Source organism: Janthinobacterium glycogeni (assembly GCF_051380725.1).
Classification (GTDB): domain Bacteria; phylum Pseudomonadota; class Gammaproteobacteria; order Burkholderiales; family Burkholderiaceae_D; genus Janthinobacterium.
In genome coordinates this window covers 112,793-129,105 of record NZ_JBNYXP010000005.1, presented here as the reverse complement: position 1 = coordinate 129,105, position 16,313 = coordinate 112,793, and the positions used below count along the sequence as shown (strand labels likewise).

Genomic DNA, 16,313 nt, shown 5'->3' with positions numbered 1-16,313 from the left:
CGCGGCGCGGCACCTCCCATTGTTTCTCTCCGCCAGGATGTTGCATGCCGCGTTTTTTCTGTCCCCAGCCACTCGCCATTGGCGCCACCATCGCTCTGCCCGACGCCGTCGCCCACCATGTCCATGTGGTGCGCCTTATGCCGGGCGAGGCCATCACCGTCTTCAACGGCGAGGGCGGCGAGTACACGGCGGTCTTGTGCAACGTCGAGAAAAAACGCGCCAGCGCCGAACTGAAGTCGCACACGGCGCGCGAAGCGGAACTGCCCTACGCCGTGACCCTGGCACAAGCGCTGCCGGAAGCATCCAAAATGGACTGGATCATCGAGAAAGCCATCGAACTGGGCGCGGCCGGCATCGTGCCGCTGGCGGCGCAACGCTGCGTCGTGCGCCTGTCCGCCGAGCGGGCGGAGAAAAAACTGGCCCATTGGCAAGCGATCATCGTGTCCGCATCGGAACAATGCGGGCGCAACCGCCTGGCGCAGCTAGCGCCATTGCAGGATTTTAATAGCTGGAGCAGCCAGCAAGATTTACATAAACGCATCATCCTGACGCCGCGTGCGGAGCAGTCGCTGGCCGACTGGGCGCGTCATCAGCCGCCGCAGGCGATCACCGTGATGGTGGGGCCGGAAGGGGGATTTTCGGAAGCGGAAGAAAAGGCGGCCCTGGCCGCCGGCGCCATCGGCCTGGCTATGGGGCCGCGCATCCTGCGCACGGAAACGGCGGGCCTGACGGCGCTGGCCACCTTGGGCGCCTTGTGGGGCGGCATGTAAGCCAGCGTACGACGACCGGGCACCGAGCGTGCCGCCAAAATAAATGCCCCGCAAGCTTTGCAGCTTGCGGGGCATTTTATTGGCATGACTGATTATGCCTTTGCTATATCCGTCCGCGCATCCCCGCCGCCTCCGGCTGACGACTGTCAACCGGCAAGGAGGGAATCACATCAGAACTTGTGGCTGTACTGGGCCGACAAGCGCACGGTGCGCGGGTTCGAATAGGCGTTAACCATGCCGGCGGTAGGGCTGACGGCAGTACCAGCGGCGCTGGTGTTGTAAGCCTCGTCGATCGATTGCGCCACTTGACGGTTGGTCGCGTTCAGCACGTCGACTTTCAGCACGATGCCTTTGATTTGCTCTGGCTTGTAGATGAAGTTCAAGTCCAGGCGCATTTCCGTTGGCAGCGTGCCGTAAGCGCCGCGGCCGTTCGGGCCGGTTGGGCACAGGAAGAAGATCGAACCGTACTGCGACAAGCCCAAGCCCTGTTGATCCATGGACGCCGGGATATTGCAGGTACGCGACATTGGACGGCCCGTCGCCACCAGCAAGTTGCCGCCGACGCCGAACTGGCTCGTGAACTCATAGTAGCCGTAGGTTTTCAACTGGTGCGTACGATTGTTCGGCAACAATCCGCTGCCGTTGATCATCGTCTCAGGGAAGTCCCATCCCGAGCTGAAGCCCACGTCGGCCTGGCCGTTATCCGACTTGGTCTGGCCTTCCTGGTTGCCTTCGCTGCGCGACCAAGTGTAGTTCATCTTGCCGTACCAGCCATTGCGCATCGGATGTTCAAGCATGAATTCCAGCGCCGTGTAGGTACGCTTGGCTTTTTCCGGGAAGCCGGCATCGGCAGCCGTAATCGTCACCGCGCGCTGTGCACCGTTTGGTCCCACCGGGATCATGAAGGTGTTGTCCTTGCCTGGATTAAACAGGGCGCCGTTCCAGCCATGGTCGTCGAAGTACTCTTTCTCAGCGCCCGTCAGCTTGGCGGAAATAGCGCGTGGATCCGAGTAGTCATCGATCGTGTTTTTCAGCTTGCGATAGGTGAACTTGATGCCGCCGTTGAAATCAGGCGTCAGCGCCTTCTCGAAGCCCAGGTTGATCTCGTCCTGGAAGTGGGCCTTCAAGTTGGTCGCAGCCAATTCATTGGCGCGTTTTTCCTGGCCAAATTCATTGTTAGCCGACACGACATTGCTGATCGGGTTCAAGCCCAGCGGTGCACCCGTGGTTGGATTGACGCCGGTATAGGTATAGAAGCGGTCGGTGTTCAGCGAAGCGCCGGCAAAACGCACGGCCATGTTGGCCGGCAATTGCATGAAATAGCGGCCAGCCGTACCGAAGACTTTCAGGGAACCGTCGCCATATACATTCCAGGCCGCATTCAGGCGCGGCGCCAGCATGTTTTTCTGTTCCACGAAGGTTTCGCCGATACCGTTCATATTCTTGAACGACTCATTGCGCAAGCCCAGGGTCACGACCAGGTTTTCGGTGGCTTGATAGCGGTCCTCGATATATTGCGCCGACTGCTCGACGGTCGGGGTGGAGCCGCCGCGCTGCAGGTTTTCACGCACGTAGTAACCTTGTGTGCCATAACCGCCGCCAGCTGCCGGCGACATATTGTGGCCAGACAATACCGTGTTCGGATTGGTTTTCAGGTAAGTCCAGGTACCGCCGCCGGCCGCTTCCGTGCCGTTCAGGGCATTGATCTTGTTGTGGTCAAGACCGCCGCGTATCGTATGCTGCTTGGCCAGTTTGTATTCCAGGTCCAGGCGATAACCGCGGTTGGTGTCTTGCGCACCGTCGCGCAACAGGGCCGAGCTGAAACCTTGCACTTGGCTAGGCTGGTAATTCACGCCTGGCACCTGGTTGTCCGGGGAGGCAACGACAGGACGCAAGCCTGGAATGTAGCCGAACGGATTTTGTTCGCGCTCTGTCTTGGCCTGGCCGATCAGAGCCTGCACGGTCAGATCGTCGGTCACATAGCTGGTCAGCTTGAGGATGTCGATATTGGAACCCTGGGCTGCCGCCAGCGCAGCGCCGGTGGCATTGAGGAACAGCACGCCTGCCGAATAGTTCTTGAATCGGGCGCCGCCGTTCTGCACGTAGCCGCGCTGCTTGGTGTCGTAGTTGAAGCCGTAGTATTGATCGTTGACATTCGACTCGTCCGAAATATGCGTGTATTCGAGACGGTTGTTGTCGGTGATATTCCAGTCGATCTTGGCGATATAGCGCGGTACGTCGGATTTCTGTACCAGCCAGCCAGTCTGGTTATTCACCGTGCTGGTCGATGCCAGACGCGCCGTTTCGCGGTCCATCTTGGTAAATTCACCACCCAGATAGATGAACAGCTTGTCCTTGATCAGCGGGCCGCTGACATAGGCGTTGTAGACCTTCTCGGTCAGCTTGTCGCCTTCGCGGTAGTTGTAGATCTTGCCATCCGTCTTGGGATTGGCGCCCGTATTCGGGAACATGATGTTCTTGGCTTTGCCGCGCAGCGAATCAGGCGCGTAGGTAAAGCCGGCGCCGAATTCCCAGTTATTGGTACCGCTCTTGGTGGTGATGTTGACCACGCCGCCCGTCGAACGGCCGAATTCGGCGCCGTAGCCGCCGGTGATGATTTGCGCTTCGGCGATCGAACCGAATGGCAGCGAAGAGTAACCCACCTGGTACAGGCTGTTGGTAACAGGGAAACCGTTGATGTACGCCGCATTTTCCGACGCGCTGGAGCCGCCGAAGCTGGCGGCGTTGTTGCCGTAGCGCGAGTCGGCGCGCGTGGTGCCGCCGGCCAGTTGCACGATGTTGGCAACCGTAGGCGCCAGTGGCAGGGTAGCCAGTTCGCGCGAATTGAAGGAAGAACCGGAGTTGGAACTGGTGACATCGATCGCGCGGCGGCGGCTCGTTACGTTCACGGTTTGCACTTGCTGCAGCGCCACTTCGCTTTCCTGGCCGATGCGCACTTCCACATCCTGCGTGCTGACGACGGAAGAGCCTTTCAGCAAGGTCACCTTGTAGTTGCCAACTGGCAGGGAGGTGATGCGGAAAGTACCGCTTGCATCGGGCGAAATGGTCCGTTTGAAGCCATTGTCAGCACCGACGATCTGCACCGATGCGCTGGCATCCGGCGCGATCTTGCCGATGATATTACCCGTGGCATTCGACTGTGCCATTACCGCTGGAACAATTGCAGCGCTCAATACCGATGCGCTGAAAGCGATCGTTAATGCACGTGCTATTACAGTTTTTTTCAACATGTCATTCCCTATTTATTTATGAGCGCAGTATTACTGCTTTGGTAAAGGAGTTTATCACTCACACTTATGCGTTTTTGAACGCTTTTTACTCTCATCACCTTGTAATCCCTTCATACAAGGCATCCTCTCGATCCACTTTGCATACGCAAAATAAACAGAATGACACATCGGAACATATTGAAACGGGCTGGTCAATAAAATTAGAAAAACTGTTCTGTTGGCGCAACACTTCAATTTATACAAAAAATAGGCGAGCAGAAGCGCATCCAGGCTGAATGAAAACACTCGCGGACGATAATCAAATTTACTTGGAATGCCTGCAAACAGTGGCTTTGCACCAATTGAATCAGAATGCTGCAGGAAGAGTTGTTTCTAAAAAAGATGAATATAAAAAGTCCGCAAAATAAATGACGCGCAAGACGAAATTATTTTACGGAACGAGGCCGAATATATTGCACATCCATCTCGCAATAAATCAATCAGATTTTTTCAGAACAATTCCATATAAAAAGAAATTCCTCGCCATCATCTCAAAATAAAATCCCGCACTCCATAGAGGGAGCGACAGCGGCCAGAGACAGCGCTACTGATTTCCTTCAATGCGTGCGAAGCAAAGATACAGAATTGCACCTGCAAGAAACAAAACACTATCAAATCACACGCAATGGCAAGGCGTCAACAAAATCAAGCGGCAACAACAAAAAAGCAACACAAATTACCTGGAAAATATGGCCCCGATTTGCGCGCCCCAACAAGGGGCGGCGGATGCACCAGCGACGCGCCGATTTGCACCAGTTTGTAGCAGGCAGGAAACGCCGCCATACCGCGCCACGGCACGGTGGCGACCAGGCGAACAGACGGCACTGTCGCCCGTTACCGCCCCAAAAAAAAGTCCGGGTAAACGAAGCAGTGAACGATGTGGAGGTAAAATAGCGCCCGGATGCCGTCACGCGGCACCACACACTCTCCGCTAGATACGGAGCCCGGCAATTTTTAAAAATACACACCATGTTGCGACTCAACGAAGTAAAACTCCCCCTCGAACACGACGAAACGGCACTGCCCGCTGCCATTCTGGCGCGCCTCGGCATTGCCGCGGATGAGCTGCTCGGCTTTACCGTCTTCAAGCGCAGCTATGACGCGCGCAAGCGCAGTGCCGTGGTGTTGATTTACTCGCTGCACGTCGAGATCAAGAACGAAGCGGCCGTGCTGGCGCGCCTGGGTCACGATATCCACCTGATGCCCGCGCCCGACACCGACTACAAATTCGTCGCCGGCGGCGAACAGCTGGCCGGCCACACCAATGAGCCACGCCCCATCGTCATCGGCACAGGCCCCTGCGGCCTGTTCGTGGCGCTGATCCTGGCACAGATGGGCTTGCGCCCCCTCATCCTGGAGCGGGGCAAGCAGGTGCGCGAACGCACGGTCGATACCTTCGGCTTCTGGCGCAAGCGCGAGCTGAATCCGGAATCGAACGTGCAATTCGGCGAAGGCGGCGCCGGCACCTTCTCGGACGGCAAGCTGTACAGCCAGATCAAGGATCCCAAGCATTACGGCCGCAAGGTGTTGACGGAATTCGTCAAGGCGGGCGCGCCCGAAGAAATCATGTATGTGAGCAAGCCGCACATCGGCACTTTCCGCCTGGTCAAGATGGTGGAAGAAATGCGCGCCAATATCGAACAGCTGGGCGGCGAATACCGCTTCAGCAGTAAAGTGGTCGATCTCGACATCGAGCCCGGCAGCGACGGCGGCCAGGTGCGCGGCGTGGTGCTGGACAATGGCGAAACCATCGCCAGCAACCACGTCGTGCTGGCCATCGGACACAGCGCGCGCGACACCTTTGAGATGCTGCACCGCCGCGGCGTGTACATCGAAGCGAAACCGTTCTCGATCGGTTTCCGCGTGGAACACCCGCAATCGTTGATCGACAGTTGCCGCTTCGGCCCCAGCGCCGGCCACCCGATCCTGGGCGCGGCCGACTACAAACTCGTGCACCACGCCAGCAATGGCCGCTCCGTCTACAGTTTCTGCATGTGCCCGGGCGGCACCGTGGTGGCGGCCGCCTCGGAACCGGGCCGCCTGGTGACGAACGGCATGAGCCAGTATTCGCGCAACGAGCGCAACGCCAACAGCGCCATCGTCGTCGGCATCACGCCGGCCGATTACCCGGGCGACCCGCTGGCCGGCATCGCCCTGCAGCGCGAGCTGGAGGAGCGCGCGTTTGCCCTGGGCGGCGGCAACTACGATGCCCCGGGACAATTGGTCGGCGACTTCGTGGCGGGCCGGGCCTCGACGCAATTCGGCAGCGTGGTGCCATCCTACAAGCCGGCCGTGCACCTGACGGACCTGGCGCCCTCCTTGCCCGAATACGCGATCACGGCCCTGCGCGAAGCGTTTCCTGCATTCAACAAGCAGATCAAGGGCTATTACAAGGCCGACGCCGTGCTGACGGGCGTGGAAACGCGCACCTCGTCGCCGATCCGCATCAAGCGCCGCGACGACGACCTGCAAAGCCTGAACACGCGGGGCCTGTTCCCCGCAGGCGAAGGCGCCGGCTATGCGGGCGGCATCCTGTCGGCGGCCGTCGACGGCATCAAGGTGGCCGAGGCGGTGGCCCTGTCGATGGCGGCGCGCTAAGCCAGCGTTCAGGCGGCCAATGGCAGCCTGATCTGTATGTGACAGCCGGGAGTGCAGTCGATGGCGCACACCTGGCCGCCCAGTTGCTGCACGATGGTGTAGACGATGTGCATGCCCAGGCCGGAGCCGCCCTGGCCACGTTTGGTCGTGAAAAATGGTTCAAACATGTGTTCGCGCACGGCCGGCGCCAGGCCGACGCCGTCGTCGGAAAACTCGAGCAGCAGCCAGCGCGCAGCCGCGTCATTCTCGTCCGCCTCGATGCGCGCGCGTATCGTGATGCGCCCCGGGCCGCCCTGCGGATAGCCGTGGCGGGCGCTGTTCATCAGCAGGTTCGAGAGGATTTGCGACAGCTTGCCGGCCGCCAGGCGCACCTGGCAATCCGGGGCGATATCGAGTTCCACGCCCAGCGCCGCCTTGCGCAGTTCCGGGCTGTGCGCCGACACCAGGCCGTGCACATAATCGTGCAGCGCCAGGTCCGCCACGTATTCGCTGACCTGGTCCACGGCCAGCTGCTTGAAATTGCCGATCAGGTCGGCGGCACGCGCCAGGTTGCGCTCGATCAATGCCGCCGCGCCTTTGAGGGATTCGGCAATGTCGATCAGTTCGGCGCGGCTGACCTTGGCGCCGCCCAGCAGCTGCACCAGCTGGTCGGCATAGCTGCCCATGCTCGACGCCGCCGTCAGCGCCACGCCGATGGGCGTGTTGACCTCGTGCGACACGCCCGCCACCAGCGAGCCGAGGGCCGCCATCTGCTCTTGCTCGATCAGGTTGGCCTGCGCCGCCAGCAGCGATTCGGTGCGCACGCGCACGATTTCTTCCAGCTGCTGCGTGCGCTCCTGGTGCTGCAGCTCGGCCGCGCCGCGGGCCGAAAAGATCGACAGCAGCAGCAAGGCCAGCAAGCGTTTGTTTTCATCGATGGGACGCGTGTCGATGGCCGACAGGATGCCCAGGGTCTTGCCGTCGGTATCGATCAGCGGCATGCCGACGTAACTTTCCGCATGCATGTCGACGAGGAGACTATCGAGTGGAAAGCGACGCTGGATATCGCTGCCGTGAAAACACATGCTCTGGCAGGTCACGTCCTGGCAAGGCGTGTGCTGCAGGCTGTATTCGATATTCGGCTGGTAGCCGTCGCCGCCCCACAGCGCCAGGGTGCGGATGCCTTCGCTGCCATCGTCCATGCGCACCAGCCGACCGGCGATCACATAGTGCACGTCGAGCGCTTCGGCCAGGTCCTTGACGAGGATGCGCAGGAAGTCGTCGCCACGGGCGTGCGCCGTCGAGGCGGTGATCGAGCGCAGGGCCGCTTCCGCCAGGGTGCGCCGCTGCTCGGGATCGAACAGGGGTTCTTGCGAATTCACATCGAACAACGGAATACTCATGAATGCTCCTGCGCAGCACGGAAAGCGCAGGCACAGCTGCCGGCGCGGCGATCCTCAGCAAAGGCTCGGGTCAGGGGACTTGCCGCGATTGTACCCCTGGCTATTGTTTAATAGTACAGATACACAGGAATTTTTTATAGCCAGCCGGCACGCTTGAACAAGTAATACATATAACCGCAGACACAGCTCATCAGTCCCACGGCCACGGGATAGCCGTATTGCCAGTCCAGTTCCGGCATGAACTTGAAGTTCATGCCCCACACGCCGGCAAACGCCGTGAAGACGGCGAAGATGGCGGCCCAGGCCGCCAGCTGCTTGTTCACTTCGCTCTCGTCGATGGCCACCATCGACAGATTCACCTGGATGGCCGTGCTGATGGTGTCGCGGATGGTGTCGAGCGTGCCGTTGATGCGCGCCAAATGGTCGTGCACATCGCGGAAATACTCCTGGGTATCGTGGCACAGCGGCGGCACCCGCCCGCCGTGCAGCTTGCCCACCGCTTCCATCAGGGGCGCCACCACGTGGCGCAAGACCATGACCTTGCGTTTCAATTGATACAACCGTTCGATATTGTCGCGCTCGGTGCCACGGTCGAAGATGCGGTCCTCGATCAGTTCCAGCTCCGATTCGAGCGCGTCGAGCACGGGAAAGTAACGGTCGACGACGGCGTCCATCAGCGCGTACAGCACGAAGGCCGAGCCCTGGCGCAGCAAGTGCGGTTCGCGCTCGGCACGCGCGCGCACGCCCAGGAAACCTTGCGAGCTGTTGCTGCGCGACGAAAGCACGTAATTGGCGCCAACGAAAATGTCGACTTCGCCCAGCACTAGTTCGTTCTCGACCATTTCCACGGTTTTCACGACGGCAAACAGGGAATCGCCATATTCCTCGATCTTCGGGCGCTGGTGCCCCCGCTGCGCGTCTTCCACCGCCAGTTCGTGCAGGCAAAACTCGTGCTGCATCTGTTTCAGTTCGGCCGGCGTGGCGTCGAGCAGGGCCACCCAGACGAAGCAGTCGGGACGCTCGACGTAATCGCTGATATCGTCGATCGGCAAGTCGGCCAGTTTTTTGCCATCCTGGTAGGCCACGCAGTTTATGAGCATACAGTTCCACAATCAAATGAAGACCGGACGAAACAGTCCGGCAGGCGTCAGCTTACCTTATCGCCTGCTGTGGGTGTTGTGGCGTGCGAGGAACACCGCAAGAAAAAGCGGACGGGGAAAGTCCCCGTCCGGCAAGGCGTCAATCGTCCTTGGCGCCGTCGATGCCCAGTTCCGAGATCTTGCGGGTGATGGTGTTGCGGCCGATGCCCAGGCGCACGGCGGCGTCGTTCTTGCGCCCGTGCGTATGCTTGAGCGCCGTCTTGATCAGGGCCGACTCGAATTGCCGCCCCAGCACGGCCATGACTTCCTGCTGCCCCGCGCCCAGCATGCCAGCCGCCTGCAATTCCAGTAAACCAATCCAGCCCGGCGGCGCGCCGTTGGCGGGCGCGGCCGCTTCGAAGACCTGCCCCCCCTGCGGATGGGCAACGGCGGCCGGCGCAGCCTCGCCCGCCGCCGCGGTGGCGGCGCCGTCGCCCTGCCCCTGCGTCAATTCCAGCGGCAAATCCTTGATTTCCACCGTCTGGCCCGGCGCCATCACGGTGATCCAGTTGCACAGGTTTTCCAGCTGGCGCACATTGCCGGGCAAGTCGAGGCTGCTCAGGAACTGCATCGTCGGTTCGCTCATGCGCTTGGCTTCCACGCCCAGTTGGCGCGCGCTTTGCACCAGGAAGTGGCGCACCAGGATGGGGATATCCTCGCGCCGCTCCCGCAAACTGGGCAGGCGCAGGCGGATCACGTTCAGCCGGTGATACAAGTCTTCACGGAACAGGCCGTCGCGCACGCGCTGCTCGAGGTTCTGGTGCGTGGCCGTAATGACGCGCACATTGGCCTTCATCGGCTGATGCCCGCCAACGCGATAGAAATGGCCGTCGGACAGCACGCGCAGCAAACGCGTCTGCAGGTCGAACGGCATGTCGCCGATTTCATCAAGGAACAAAGTGCCATTCTCGGCTTGCTCGAAGCGGCCCCGGCGCGTCGTTTGCGCACCGGTAAATGCACCGCGTTCATGGCCGAACAGTTCGGACTCGAGCAGATCCTTCGGGATCGCCGCCGTGTTCAAGGCGATGAACGGCTGCGCCGCGCGCGGGCTGTGCTTATGCAGCGCGCGCGCCACGAGTTCCTTGCCGGATCCGGATTCGCCCGTGATGAGCACCGTCACGTTCGATTGCGACAAACGGCCGATGGCGCGGAAGACTTCCTGCATGGCCGGCGCCTGGCCGAGGATTTCCGGCGTTTCCGACGGGCCCGATTCGACGCTGGTCTCGCGCAGGCTCTCTTCCAGCGCGCGGCGGATCAGCTCGACAGCCTTGTCGATGTCGAAGGGCTTGGCCAGGTATTCGAAGGCGCCGCCCTGGAAGGCCGCGACGGCCGAATCGAGGTCGGAAAAGGCCGTGATGATGATGACCGGCAAGCCGGGAAAGCGCGACTTGACCGTCTGCAGCAATTCCAGGCCGGAGGCGCCCGGCATGCGGATATCGGACACGAGCACTTGCGGCGTGTCAAATTCCAGCGCGGCGATGGCGTCGCGCGCATTGGCAAAACTCTTGGTGGCGAGATTTTCCCGCGCCAGGGCTTTTTCCAGCACCCAGCGGATTGATTCGTCGTCGTCAACTATCCAGATTGGCTTCATTAGTGTGTGCGTCCCGCAATGGATTTCATGGGTGGGATACTTCCTCGCTTATGGCAAGGGGAGAACGATCCTGAAATCGGTGTATCCAGGCCGGCTTTCGCACTCGATCACGCCCAGGTGCTGTTGCACGAAGGTTTGCGCCAAGGTCAGTCCCAGTCCGCTGCCGCCTTCCCTGCCCGACACCAGCGGGTAGAAAATCCGGTCGCGGATCTGGGGTGCGATGCCCGGTCCATTGTCGATGATATGCAAGTCTAATGCCAGGTTGTAGCGGACCTTGGCCAGGGTCACCTGGCGCGCCACGCGCGTCTTGAAAATCAGCTCGGCGTCGCCCGCCTCGATGCGCTCGGCCAGCGCCTGCGCCGCGTTGTGCGCGATGTTCAGCACGGTCTGTATCAATTGCTCCTTGTCGCCGCGAAACTCGGGGATCGAGGCATCGTAATCGCGCGAAATGGTCAGGCCGCTGGGAAATTCGGCCAGGATCAGGCTGCGCACCCTTTCGCACACTTCGTGGATATTCACGTCGCCGACGATATGCGGACGGCGATGCGGCGCCAGCAGGCGGTCGACCAGCGTCTGCAGCCGGTCCGCTTCCTTGATGATGACTTGCGTGTATTCGCGCAGCTCGCTCAGGTGCAGGGCCGGCAATTCCAGCTCCAGCAGCTGGGCCGCGCCGCGGATGCCGCCCAGCGGGTTCTTGATTTCATGCGCCAGGTTGCGGATCAGCTCCTTGTTGACCTGGCTCTGATCGAGGATGCGCTCCTCGCGGTCGAGCTTCAGCTGCTGCACGTTTTCGCGCAGCTCGATCAGCACGCCGTCGCTTGGCGCGTCGAGCGCACTGACGATGCTGTGCACGCGCAGCGGCTCGCGCCCCAGCCGTTCCAGGCTCAGGTCCTGGCGCAAATCGGAAAATTTATGTTCGAGCGCCTGCGCGCAGATGCCGGCCAGCTCGTCCGGGTTCAGGAACAGCGCCGTCAGCTTTTGCCGCGACAGGGCTTTCAGCGAGCTTTCCAGCAGATTTTCCGCCGCCGCGTTGGCATAGCTGATGCGGCCGTCGCCGTCGAGCAGGATCACGGCTGAAGCGAGCAGATCAAGGCCGGCCAGATGGGCCGGGCGGCTGGAATGGTTGTCTAGTGTCATGTGCTTTACCGAATATTCGCGATCTCGCGTTTCAGGGCCTCGACATTCTGCTGTGTCCGGCTAATGTTGTCCTTCAACTGCGCCACCCGTTCCTGGTATTTCGCGTAATTGCGCTCATTACCCTGGCGCTCGGGCTGTCCGCCATTCAATTCCATGCGCTGCGCCGCCAGTTTCTGCTCTTCGCTGCGCAATTCGTCCTGCAGGATCTGGCGCCGGTCCAGGTCGCGCGCGCGCTGCTCGGCGCCATCGACCTTGGGAAACACGCCGGCGGCCGGCGCCGCCGTGACCGCCGCCTGCGTGGCGGGCCGGGCAGGCGCGCCGGCCAGCGGCGCCGTCTTGCGCGGCGGCTCCGTCATGGCCCCCGGCAAATCGAGCAGCTGGCAATGCTTGCCAGCACTCCTGTCCGTGTACGTTTTGTGTCCCTGCGCATCGGCGCAGACATACAGCTGCCCATGCGCCTGCGCCGCCGCGCCCAGCAATCCTGCCATCAGCGCCATTCTGTAATGCTTGCTCAATCTTCACTCCTGTCGGCTCGTACCGCATCGTTCCTGGGCCGACTATACAACACTGCACTGGCGCCGCCTTGGCGCGCCACATAAAAAAACGCGGGCAAGACCATCGCCTCACCCGCGTTTTTTATTCACTACCGGCACATTGCCGGCGTGGCGCCATTACAGCGAGTAGTACATGTCGAACTCGGCAGGATGCGTGGTCATGCGCATGCGCTGCACGTCCTGCATTTTCAGTTCCAGGTAAGCGTCGATCATGGAATCGCTGAACACGCCGCCACGGGTCAGGAACTCGCGGTCCTTGTCCAGGGCTTCCAGTGCTTCTTCCAGCGAAGCGCACACGGTCGGGATCAGTGCATCTTCTTCCGGCGGCAGATGGTACAGATCTTTCGAGGCAGCTTCGCCCGGATGGATCTTGTTGGCAACGCCGTCCAGGCCGGCCATCAGCAGTGCGGCGAAGCACAGGTACGGGTTCGCCAGCGGATCCGGGAAGCGCGCTTCGACGCGGCGGCCTTTTGGATTGGCCACGTGCGGGATACGGATCGAGGCGGAACGGTTTTTCGCCGAGTACGCCAGTTTCACTGGTGCTTCGTAGCCTGGTACCAGACGCTTGTACGAGTTGGTGCCCGGGTTGGTGATCGCGTTCAGCGCCTTGGCGTGCTTGATGATGCCGCCGATGTAGTACAGGGCGAAATCGGACAGGCCGGCATAGCCGTCGCCGGCGAACAGGTTTTTGCCATCTTTCCATACGGATTGATGCACGTGCATGCCCGAACCGTTGTCGCCAACGATAGGTTTCGGCATGAAGGTGGCGGTCTTGCCATAGCTGTGCGCCACGTTCCACACCACGTATTTCAGGTTTTGCGTCCAGTCGGCGCGCTCGACCAGGGTCGAGAACTTGGTGCCGATTTCATTCTGGCCGGCGCCGGCGACTTCGTGGTGATGTACTTCAACCGGGATGCCCAAGGACTCCAGGATCAGGCACATTTCCGAACGCATGTCCTGGAAGCTGTCCACTGGCGGCACGGGGAAGTAGCCGCCCTTGACGGTAGGACGGTGGCCGCTGTTGCCGCCTTCGATGTCCTTGCCGGTCGACCACGAACCTTCGTCCGAACCGATCTTGACGAAGCAGCCCGACATGTCGATCTTCCAGCGCACGCTGTCGAAGATGAAGAATTCCGGCTCAGGGCCGAAGTAGGCGGTGTCGCCCATGCCCGACGATTTCAGGTAGGCTTCGGCGCGTTTCGCGATCGAGCGCGGGTCGCGGTCGTAGCCTTTGCCGTCCGACGGTTCGATCACGTCGCACTGCATGAACAGGGTCGTTTCTTCCATGAACGGGTCGATATTGGCCGTGTTTGGATCCGGCAGCAAGATCATGTCGGACGCTTCAATGCCTTTCCAGCCAGCGATCGAAGAACCGTCAAAGGCGTGGCCCGACTCGAATTTGTCCATGTCGAAATGCGACACGGGAACCGTCACGTGCTGCTCTTTACCACGGGTATCAGCAAAGCGGAAATCAACGAATTTGACTTCGTTTTCTTCTACCATCTTCAAGACTTCTGCGGCTGTCATTGCCATGCGTATCTCCTAAATGAATGTGGGGTGAGCCGACCTTAGTGCGTCTGGGCTGATGAAGCGAAGCAAACATTGCGTGCCACCAAAACTCATAAGGATCATAGCAGATTCCATGCCAGCTTCTGGACGGATCTAGCCGCCCAGGTCAAAACCCGGCCATCCCTGTGAAAGTTTTCCTGCCCGCGATTTTCCTGCTGCGTTTGCGTTAAATCAAGAATGCACTATGCAAGTGCAAAAAACGAATAACGCACCATTATCGTGCATTTTGTGAAAATTTCTTGAAAATGCCTCGTTGTGGTGCATGCGCCGTGCACCGTGGTTTCCCGTTTGCGGGGCGCGGACGGCGCACTATAATCGTATACACCATCCCACTTTCATCGAGGACGCCATGACCACCGCCGCCGCCATCCTGACCACCGCCCGCAGCCGGGCCAATGAAGGAACCCCGTATGCCGGCGCCGTCACGCCGCAGGAAGCGTATGACTTGCTGCAAGACGATGCCGGCGTCAAGCTCATCGACGTGCGCACGAATGCCGAGCGCGACTGGGTGGGCCGGGTCGACATCGCCGATACCCAGCATGGTGCGGTGCAGTGGGCCACGTATCCGGGCGGCGTGCCGAATCCCGACTTCCTCGCGCAACTGGCGGCCCAGGCCGGCAAGGACGAGGTGCTGCTGTTCCTGTGCCGCTCCGGCGTGCGTTCGCGCCACGCCGCCAAGCTGGCCACCGAACACGGCTATATCAACTGCTTCGACATCCTCGAAGGGTTTGAAGGCGACAAGGATGCCGACGGCCACCGCAAGCAGATCGGCGGCTGGTGCAAGGCGGGCTTGCCGTGGCTGGGCGCTTGAAAGCAGCAGTAACGGAACAGCTGCCGATGACGGCCATGCGTCGGCCAGAGACAAGTCCCGCCCGGGCTTGATGCTTCAGGCTGGCTCACCCGCCTCTGGATGTTCGCCCATCAGCGTCAGAATGCGCTTGCGCACGAAATTGATGTGGCTGCGCAAGCCATACAAGCCATCGGCGAACGACAATGGAATCGATATCTGGTTGACCATGTCCTCGATCTGGTCGAGCCGTTTCAATTGTTCCGCATACACGTGCGCGCGCTGCCCTTCCGGCACGTCTTCCAGCGCCTGCTCCACCGTGCGCAGCTGGCCGTACCAGCGGTACACGCGCGAGCGGATGCGCCACACGTACAGGGGCGGCACCACGCGTGACAGCGGTAATATCAAGGCGCCCAGGGCCACCACCAGCACCCACATGCGGTCGAAGAAATTGGCCAGCCAGAAGCTCATATAGCGCTGCAGCACTGGCGCGCCATCCTTGTAGAATTTCAGCGCTTCCGGCGCGACAGGAATTTCCGTGTAGCGCGCGGATGGGAACTGCCCCTGCTGCTGGAACCAGCCCGTGCCGCCGTGAATGCTGGCCGCCGCCTGCACGAACAGGTCGACCAGGGCCGGATGCAAGTCTTCGCGCGCGACCAGGGTGGCCGTCGGCGCGATCAAATGATAATCCTGCGCGGGAATGTTTTGCCCCAGGTCGACGATGCCACGCGGCAAAACGACATGCGTCAGGAAAGGCAGGCGCCGCGTGTACGCCTCTGCCTGCGAAAAATCAAACAGCTTGATGCCCGGCGTTTGCAGCAGCATCTGGATCAGCGGCGCTTCCGGCGCCGAGCTGAACACGAGACCGTCGATGCGCCCTTCAAGCAGTTCCACCGTGGCGGGCGTGTTTTGCAAGGCACTGACGGTCAGCTCGCTCGCTTCGACGCCATTGACGGACAGCAACTGTCGGAACAGGCTGGGCACACCCGTGCCTTCCGGCCCCAGGTTGATCTTCATGCCCTTCAATTGCGTCAGTTCCGTCACCGCCTTGTCTTCGCGCAGGAACAGCCACACGGGTTCCGTAAATAAACTCCCCAGGGAAATCAGGCCATGGCGCTCGGCATCGGCGTGTTCCGTCGAGCCGCTTTGCACGAAAGCGATATCGGTCCTGCCGTTATTGAGGCGCTGCAAGTTTTCCTGCGAGCCCAGCGACGGTTGCAAGGTCACCTTGATGCCGTGCTTGGCCAGGGTGGCCGCGTATTTCTTGCCGAACTCTTCATACGCGCTATTGTCCTGTCCCGTCGACAGGCTCACCTGGCGCGGCGGCGCCGGGTCGACCAGCCAGTAAGCGAGCGCGCAGAACGCGCCGACGAGCAGCAGGGTGGGACCGGCGGTGGCGAGGAAATCGCGCACGGAAAAGCGGCTGAACGCGAGGATTTTGGACATGTGGTGGCGCATAGGTTTCATGGGTGGCTACGATGCCAAGAAAACCTCAA

The 16,313-nt window shown here is 60.8% G+C and carries 11 protein-coding genes; 3 read left to right on the top strand and 8 right to left on the bottom strand.

Going from position 1 to position 16,313, the window contains the following annotated elements; translation table 11 throughout:
* The first annotated feature begins 44 nt into the window (after positions 1-44).
* Complete coding sequence (locus ACQ4W4_RS13580) at positions 45-770, top strand: 16S rRNA (uracil(1498)-N(3))-methyltransferase (protein WP_070312782.1); 726 nt, start codon at positions 45-47, stop codon at positions 768-770.
* A 170-nt stretch (positions 771-940) separates the two neighbouring features.
* On the opposite strand, the gene ACQ4W4_RS13575 is transcribed toward ACQ4W4_RS13580, so the two are convergent.
* Positions 941-3,937: a TonB-dependent receptor gene (locus ACQ4W4_RS13575; protein WP_436542446.1), complete on the bottom strand. Its 2,997-nt coding sequence runs from the start codon at positions 3,935-3,937 to the stop codon at positions 941-943.
* Between the two features lie 1,092 nt (positions 3,938-5,029).
* Between ACQ4W4_RS13575 and ACQ4W4_RS13570 the strand changes: the two genes are divergently transcribed.
* The gene (locus tag ACQ4W4_RS13570; protein ID WP_436542445.1) at positions 5,030-6,658 is read left to right on the top strand and encodes an NAD(P)/FAD-dependent oxidoreductase; all 1,629 of its coding nucleotides are present in this window, start codon (positions 5,030-5,032) and stop codon (positions 6,656-6,658) included.
* Between the two features lie 8 nt (positions 6,659-6,666).
* Here the strand turns inward: ACQ4W4_RS13570 and ACQ4W4_RS13565 are convergent, their stop codons facing one another.
* The 6 genes from ACQ4W4_RS13565 to glnA all read right to left on the bottom strand — a co-directional run bounded on the left by ACQ4W4_RS13565 (position 6,667) and on the right by glnA (position 13,994).
* Complete coding sequence (locus tag ACQ4W4_RS13565; RefSeq protein ID WP_436542444.1) at positions 6,667-8,040, bottom strand: ATP-binding protein; 1,374 nt, start codon at positions 8,038-8,040, stop codon at positions 6,667-6,669.
* A gap of 134 nt (positions 8,041-8,174) precedes the next feature.
* Positions 8,175-9,140, bottom strand: coding sequence for a magnesium/cobalt transporter CorA (gene corA / locus ACQ4W4_RS13560; protein WP_436542443.1), 966 nt, complete (start codon positions 9,138-9,140; stop codon positions 8,175-8,177).
* 139 nt (positions 9,141-9,279) lie between these two features.
* Positions 9,280-10,770 carry a nitrogen regulation protein NR(I) gene (gene ntrC / locus ACQ4W4_RS13555; protein ID WP_436542442.1) on the bottom strand — a complete coding sequence of 497 codons (1,491 nt, stop codon included), beginning with the start codon at positions 10,768-10,770 and terminating at the stop codon, positions 9,280-9,282.
* A 48-nt stretch (positions 10,771-10,818) separates the two neighbouring features.
* On the bottom strand, positions 10,819-11,907 hold the full coding sequence (glnL, locus tag ACQ4W4_RS13550) for a nitrogen regulation protein NR(II) (protein WP_436542441.1): 1,089 nt from the start codon (positions 11,905-11,907) through the stop codon (positions 10,819-10,821).
* A gap of 5 nt (positions 11,908-11,912) precedes the next feature.
* Positions 11,913-12,395: a DUF4124 domain-containing protein gene (locus ACQ4W4_RS13545; RefSeq protein WP_436542690.1), complete on the bottom strand. Its 483-nt coding sequence runs from the start codon at positions 12,393-12,395 to the stop codon at positions 11,913-11,915.
* Between the two features lie 183 nt (positions 12,396-12,578).
* Complete coding sequence (glnA, locus tag ACQ4W4_RS13540; RefSeq protein ID WP_070219258.1) at positions 12,579-13,994, bottom strand: type I glutamate--ammonia ligase; 1,416 nt, start codon at positions 13,992-13,994, stop codon at positions 12,579-12,581.
* A 385-nt stretch (positions 13,995-14,379) separates the two neighbouring features.
* Between glnA and ACQ4W4_RS13535 the strand changes: the two genes are divergently transcribed.
* Complete coding sequence (locus ACQ4W4_RS13535) at positions 14,380-14,841, top strand: rhodanese-like domain-containing protein (RefSeq protein ID WP_436542440.1); 462 nt, start codon at positions 14,380-14,382, stop codon at positions 14,839-14,841.
* Between the two features lie 75 nt (positions 14,842-14,916).
* Here the strand turns inward: ACQ4W4_RS13535 and ACQ4W4_RS13530 are convergent, their stop codons facing one another.
* A complete protein-coding gene (locus ACQ4W4_RS13530) occupies positions 14,917-16,263 on the bottom strand; it encodes a TAXI family TRAP transporter solute-binding subunit (protein WP_436542439.1) in 1,347 nt (448 codons plus the stop codon).
* Positions 16,264-16,313: the final 50 nt, after the last annotated feature.

Excerpts from the sequence above, each read along its gene's own strand:
- ACQ4W4_RS13530 (WP_436542439.1), bottom strand. The coding sequence starts at position 16,263 with ATGTCCAAAATCCTCGCGTTCAGCCGCTTTTCCGTGCGCGATTTCCTC.
- ACQ4W4_RS13545 (WP_436542690.1), bottom strand. The coding sequence starts at position 12,395 with ATGGCAGGATTGCTGGGCGCGGCGGCGCAGGCGCATGGGCAGCTGTAT.
- ACQ4W4_RS13570 (WP_436542445.1), top strand. The coding sequence starts at position 5,030 with ATGTTGCGACTCAACGAAGTAAAACTCCCCCTCGAACACGACGAAACG.
- ntrC (WP_436542442.1), bottom strand. The coding sequence starts at position 10,770 with ATGAAGCCAATCTGGATAGTTGACGACGACGAATCAATCCGCTGGGTG.
- glnA (WP_070219258.1), bottom strand. The coding sequence starts at position 13,994 with ATGGCAATGACAGCCGCAGAAGTCTTGAAGATGGTAGAAGAAAACGAA.
- corA (WP_436542443.1), bottom strand. The coding sequence starts at position 9,140 with ATGCTCATAAACTGCGTGGCCTACCAGGATGGCAAAAAACTGGCCGAC.
- ACQ4W4_RS13575 (WP_436542446.1), bottom strand. The coding sequence starts at position 3,937 with ATGGCACAGTCGAATGCCACGGGTAATATCATCGGCAAGATCGCGCCG.
- ACQ4W4_RS13580 (WP_070312782.1), top strand. The coding sequence starts at position 45 with ATGCCGCGTTTTTTCTGTCCCCAGCCACTCGCCATTGGCGCCACCATC.
- ACQ4W4_RS13565 (WP_436542444.1), bottom strand. The coding sequence starts at position 8,040 with ATGAGTATTCCGTTGTTCGATGTGAATTCGCAAGAACCCCTGTTCGAT.
- ACQ4W4_RS13535 (WP_436542440.1), top strand. The coding sequence starts at position 14,380 with ATGACCACCGCCGCCGCCATCCTGACCACCGCCCGCAGCCGGGCCAAT.
- glnL (WP_436542441.1), bottom strand. The coding sequence starts at position 11,907 with ATGACACTAGACAACCATTCCAGCCGCCCGGCCCATCTGGCCGGCCTT.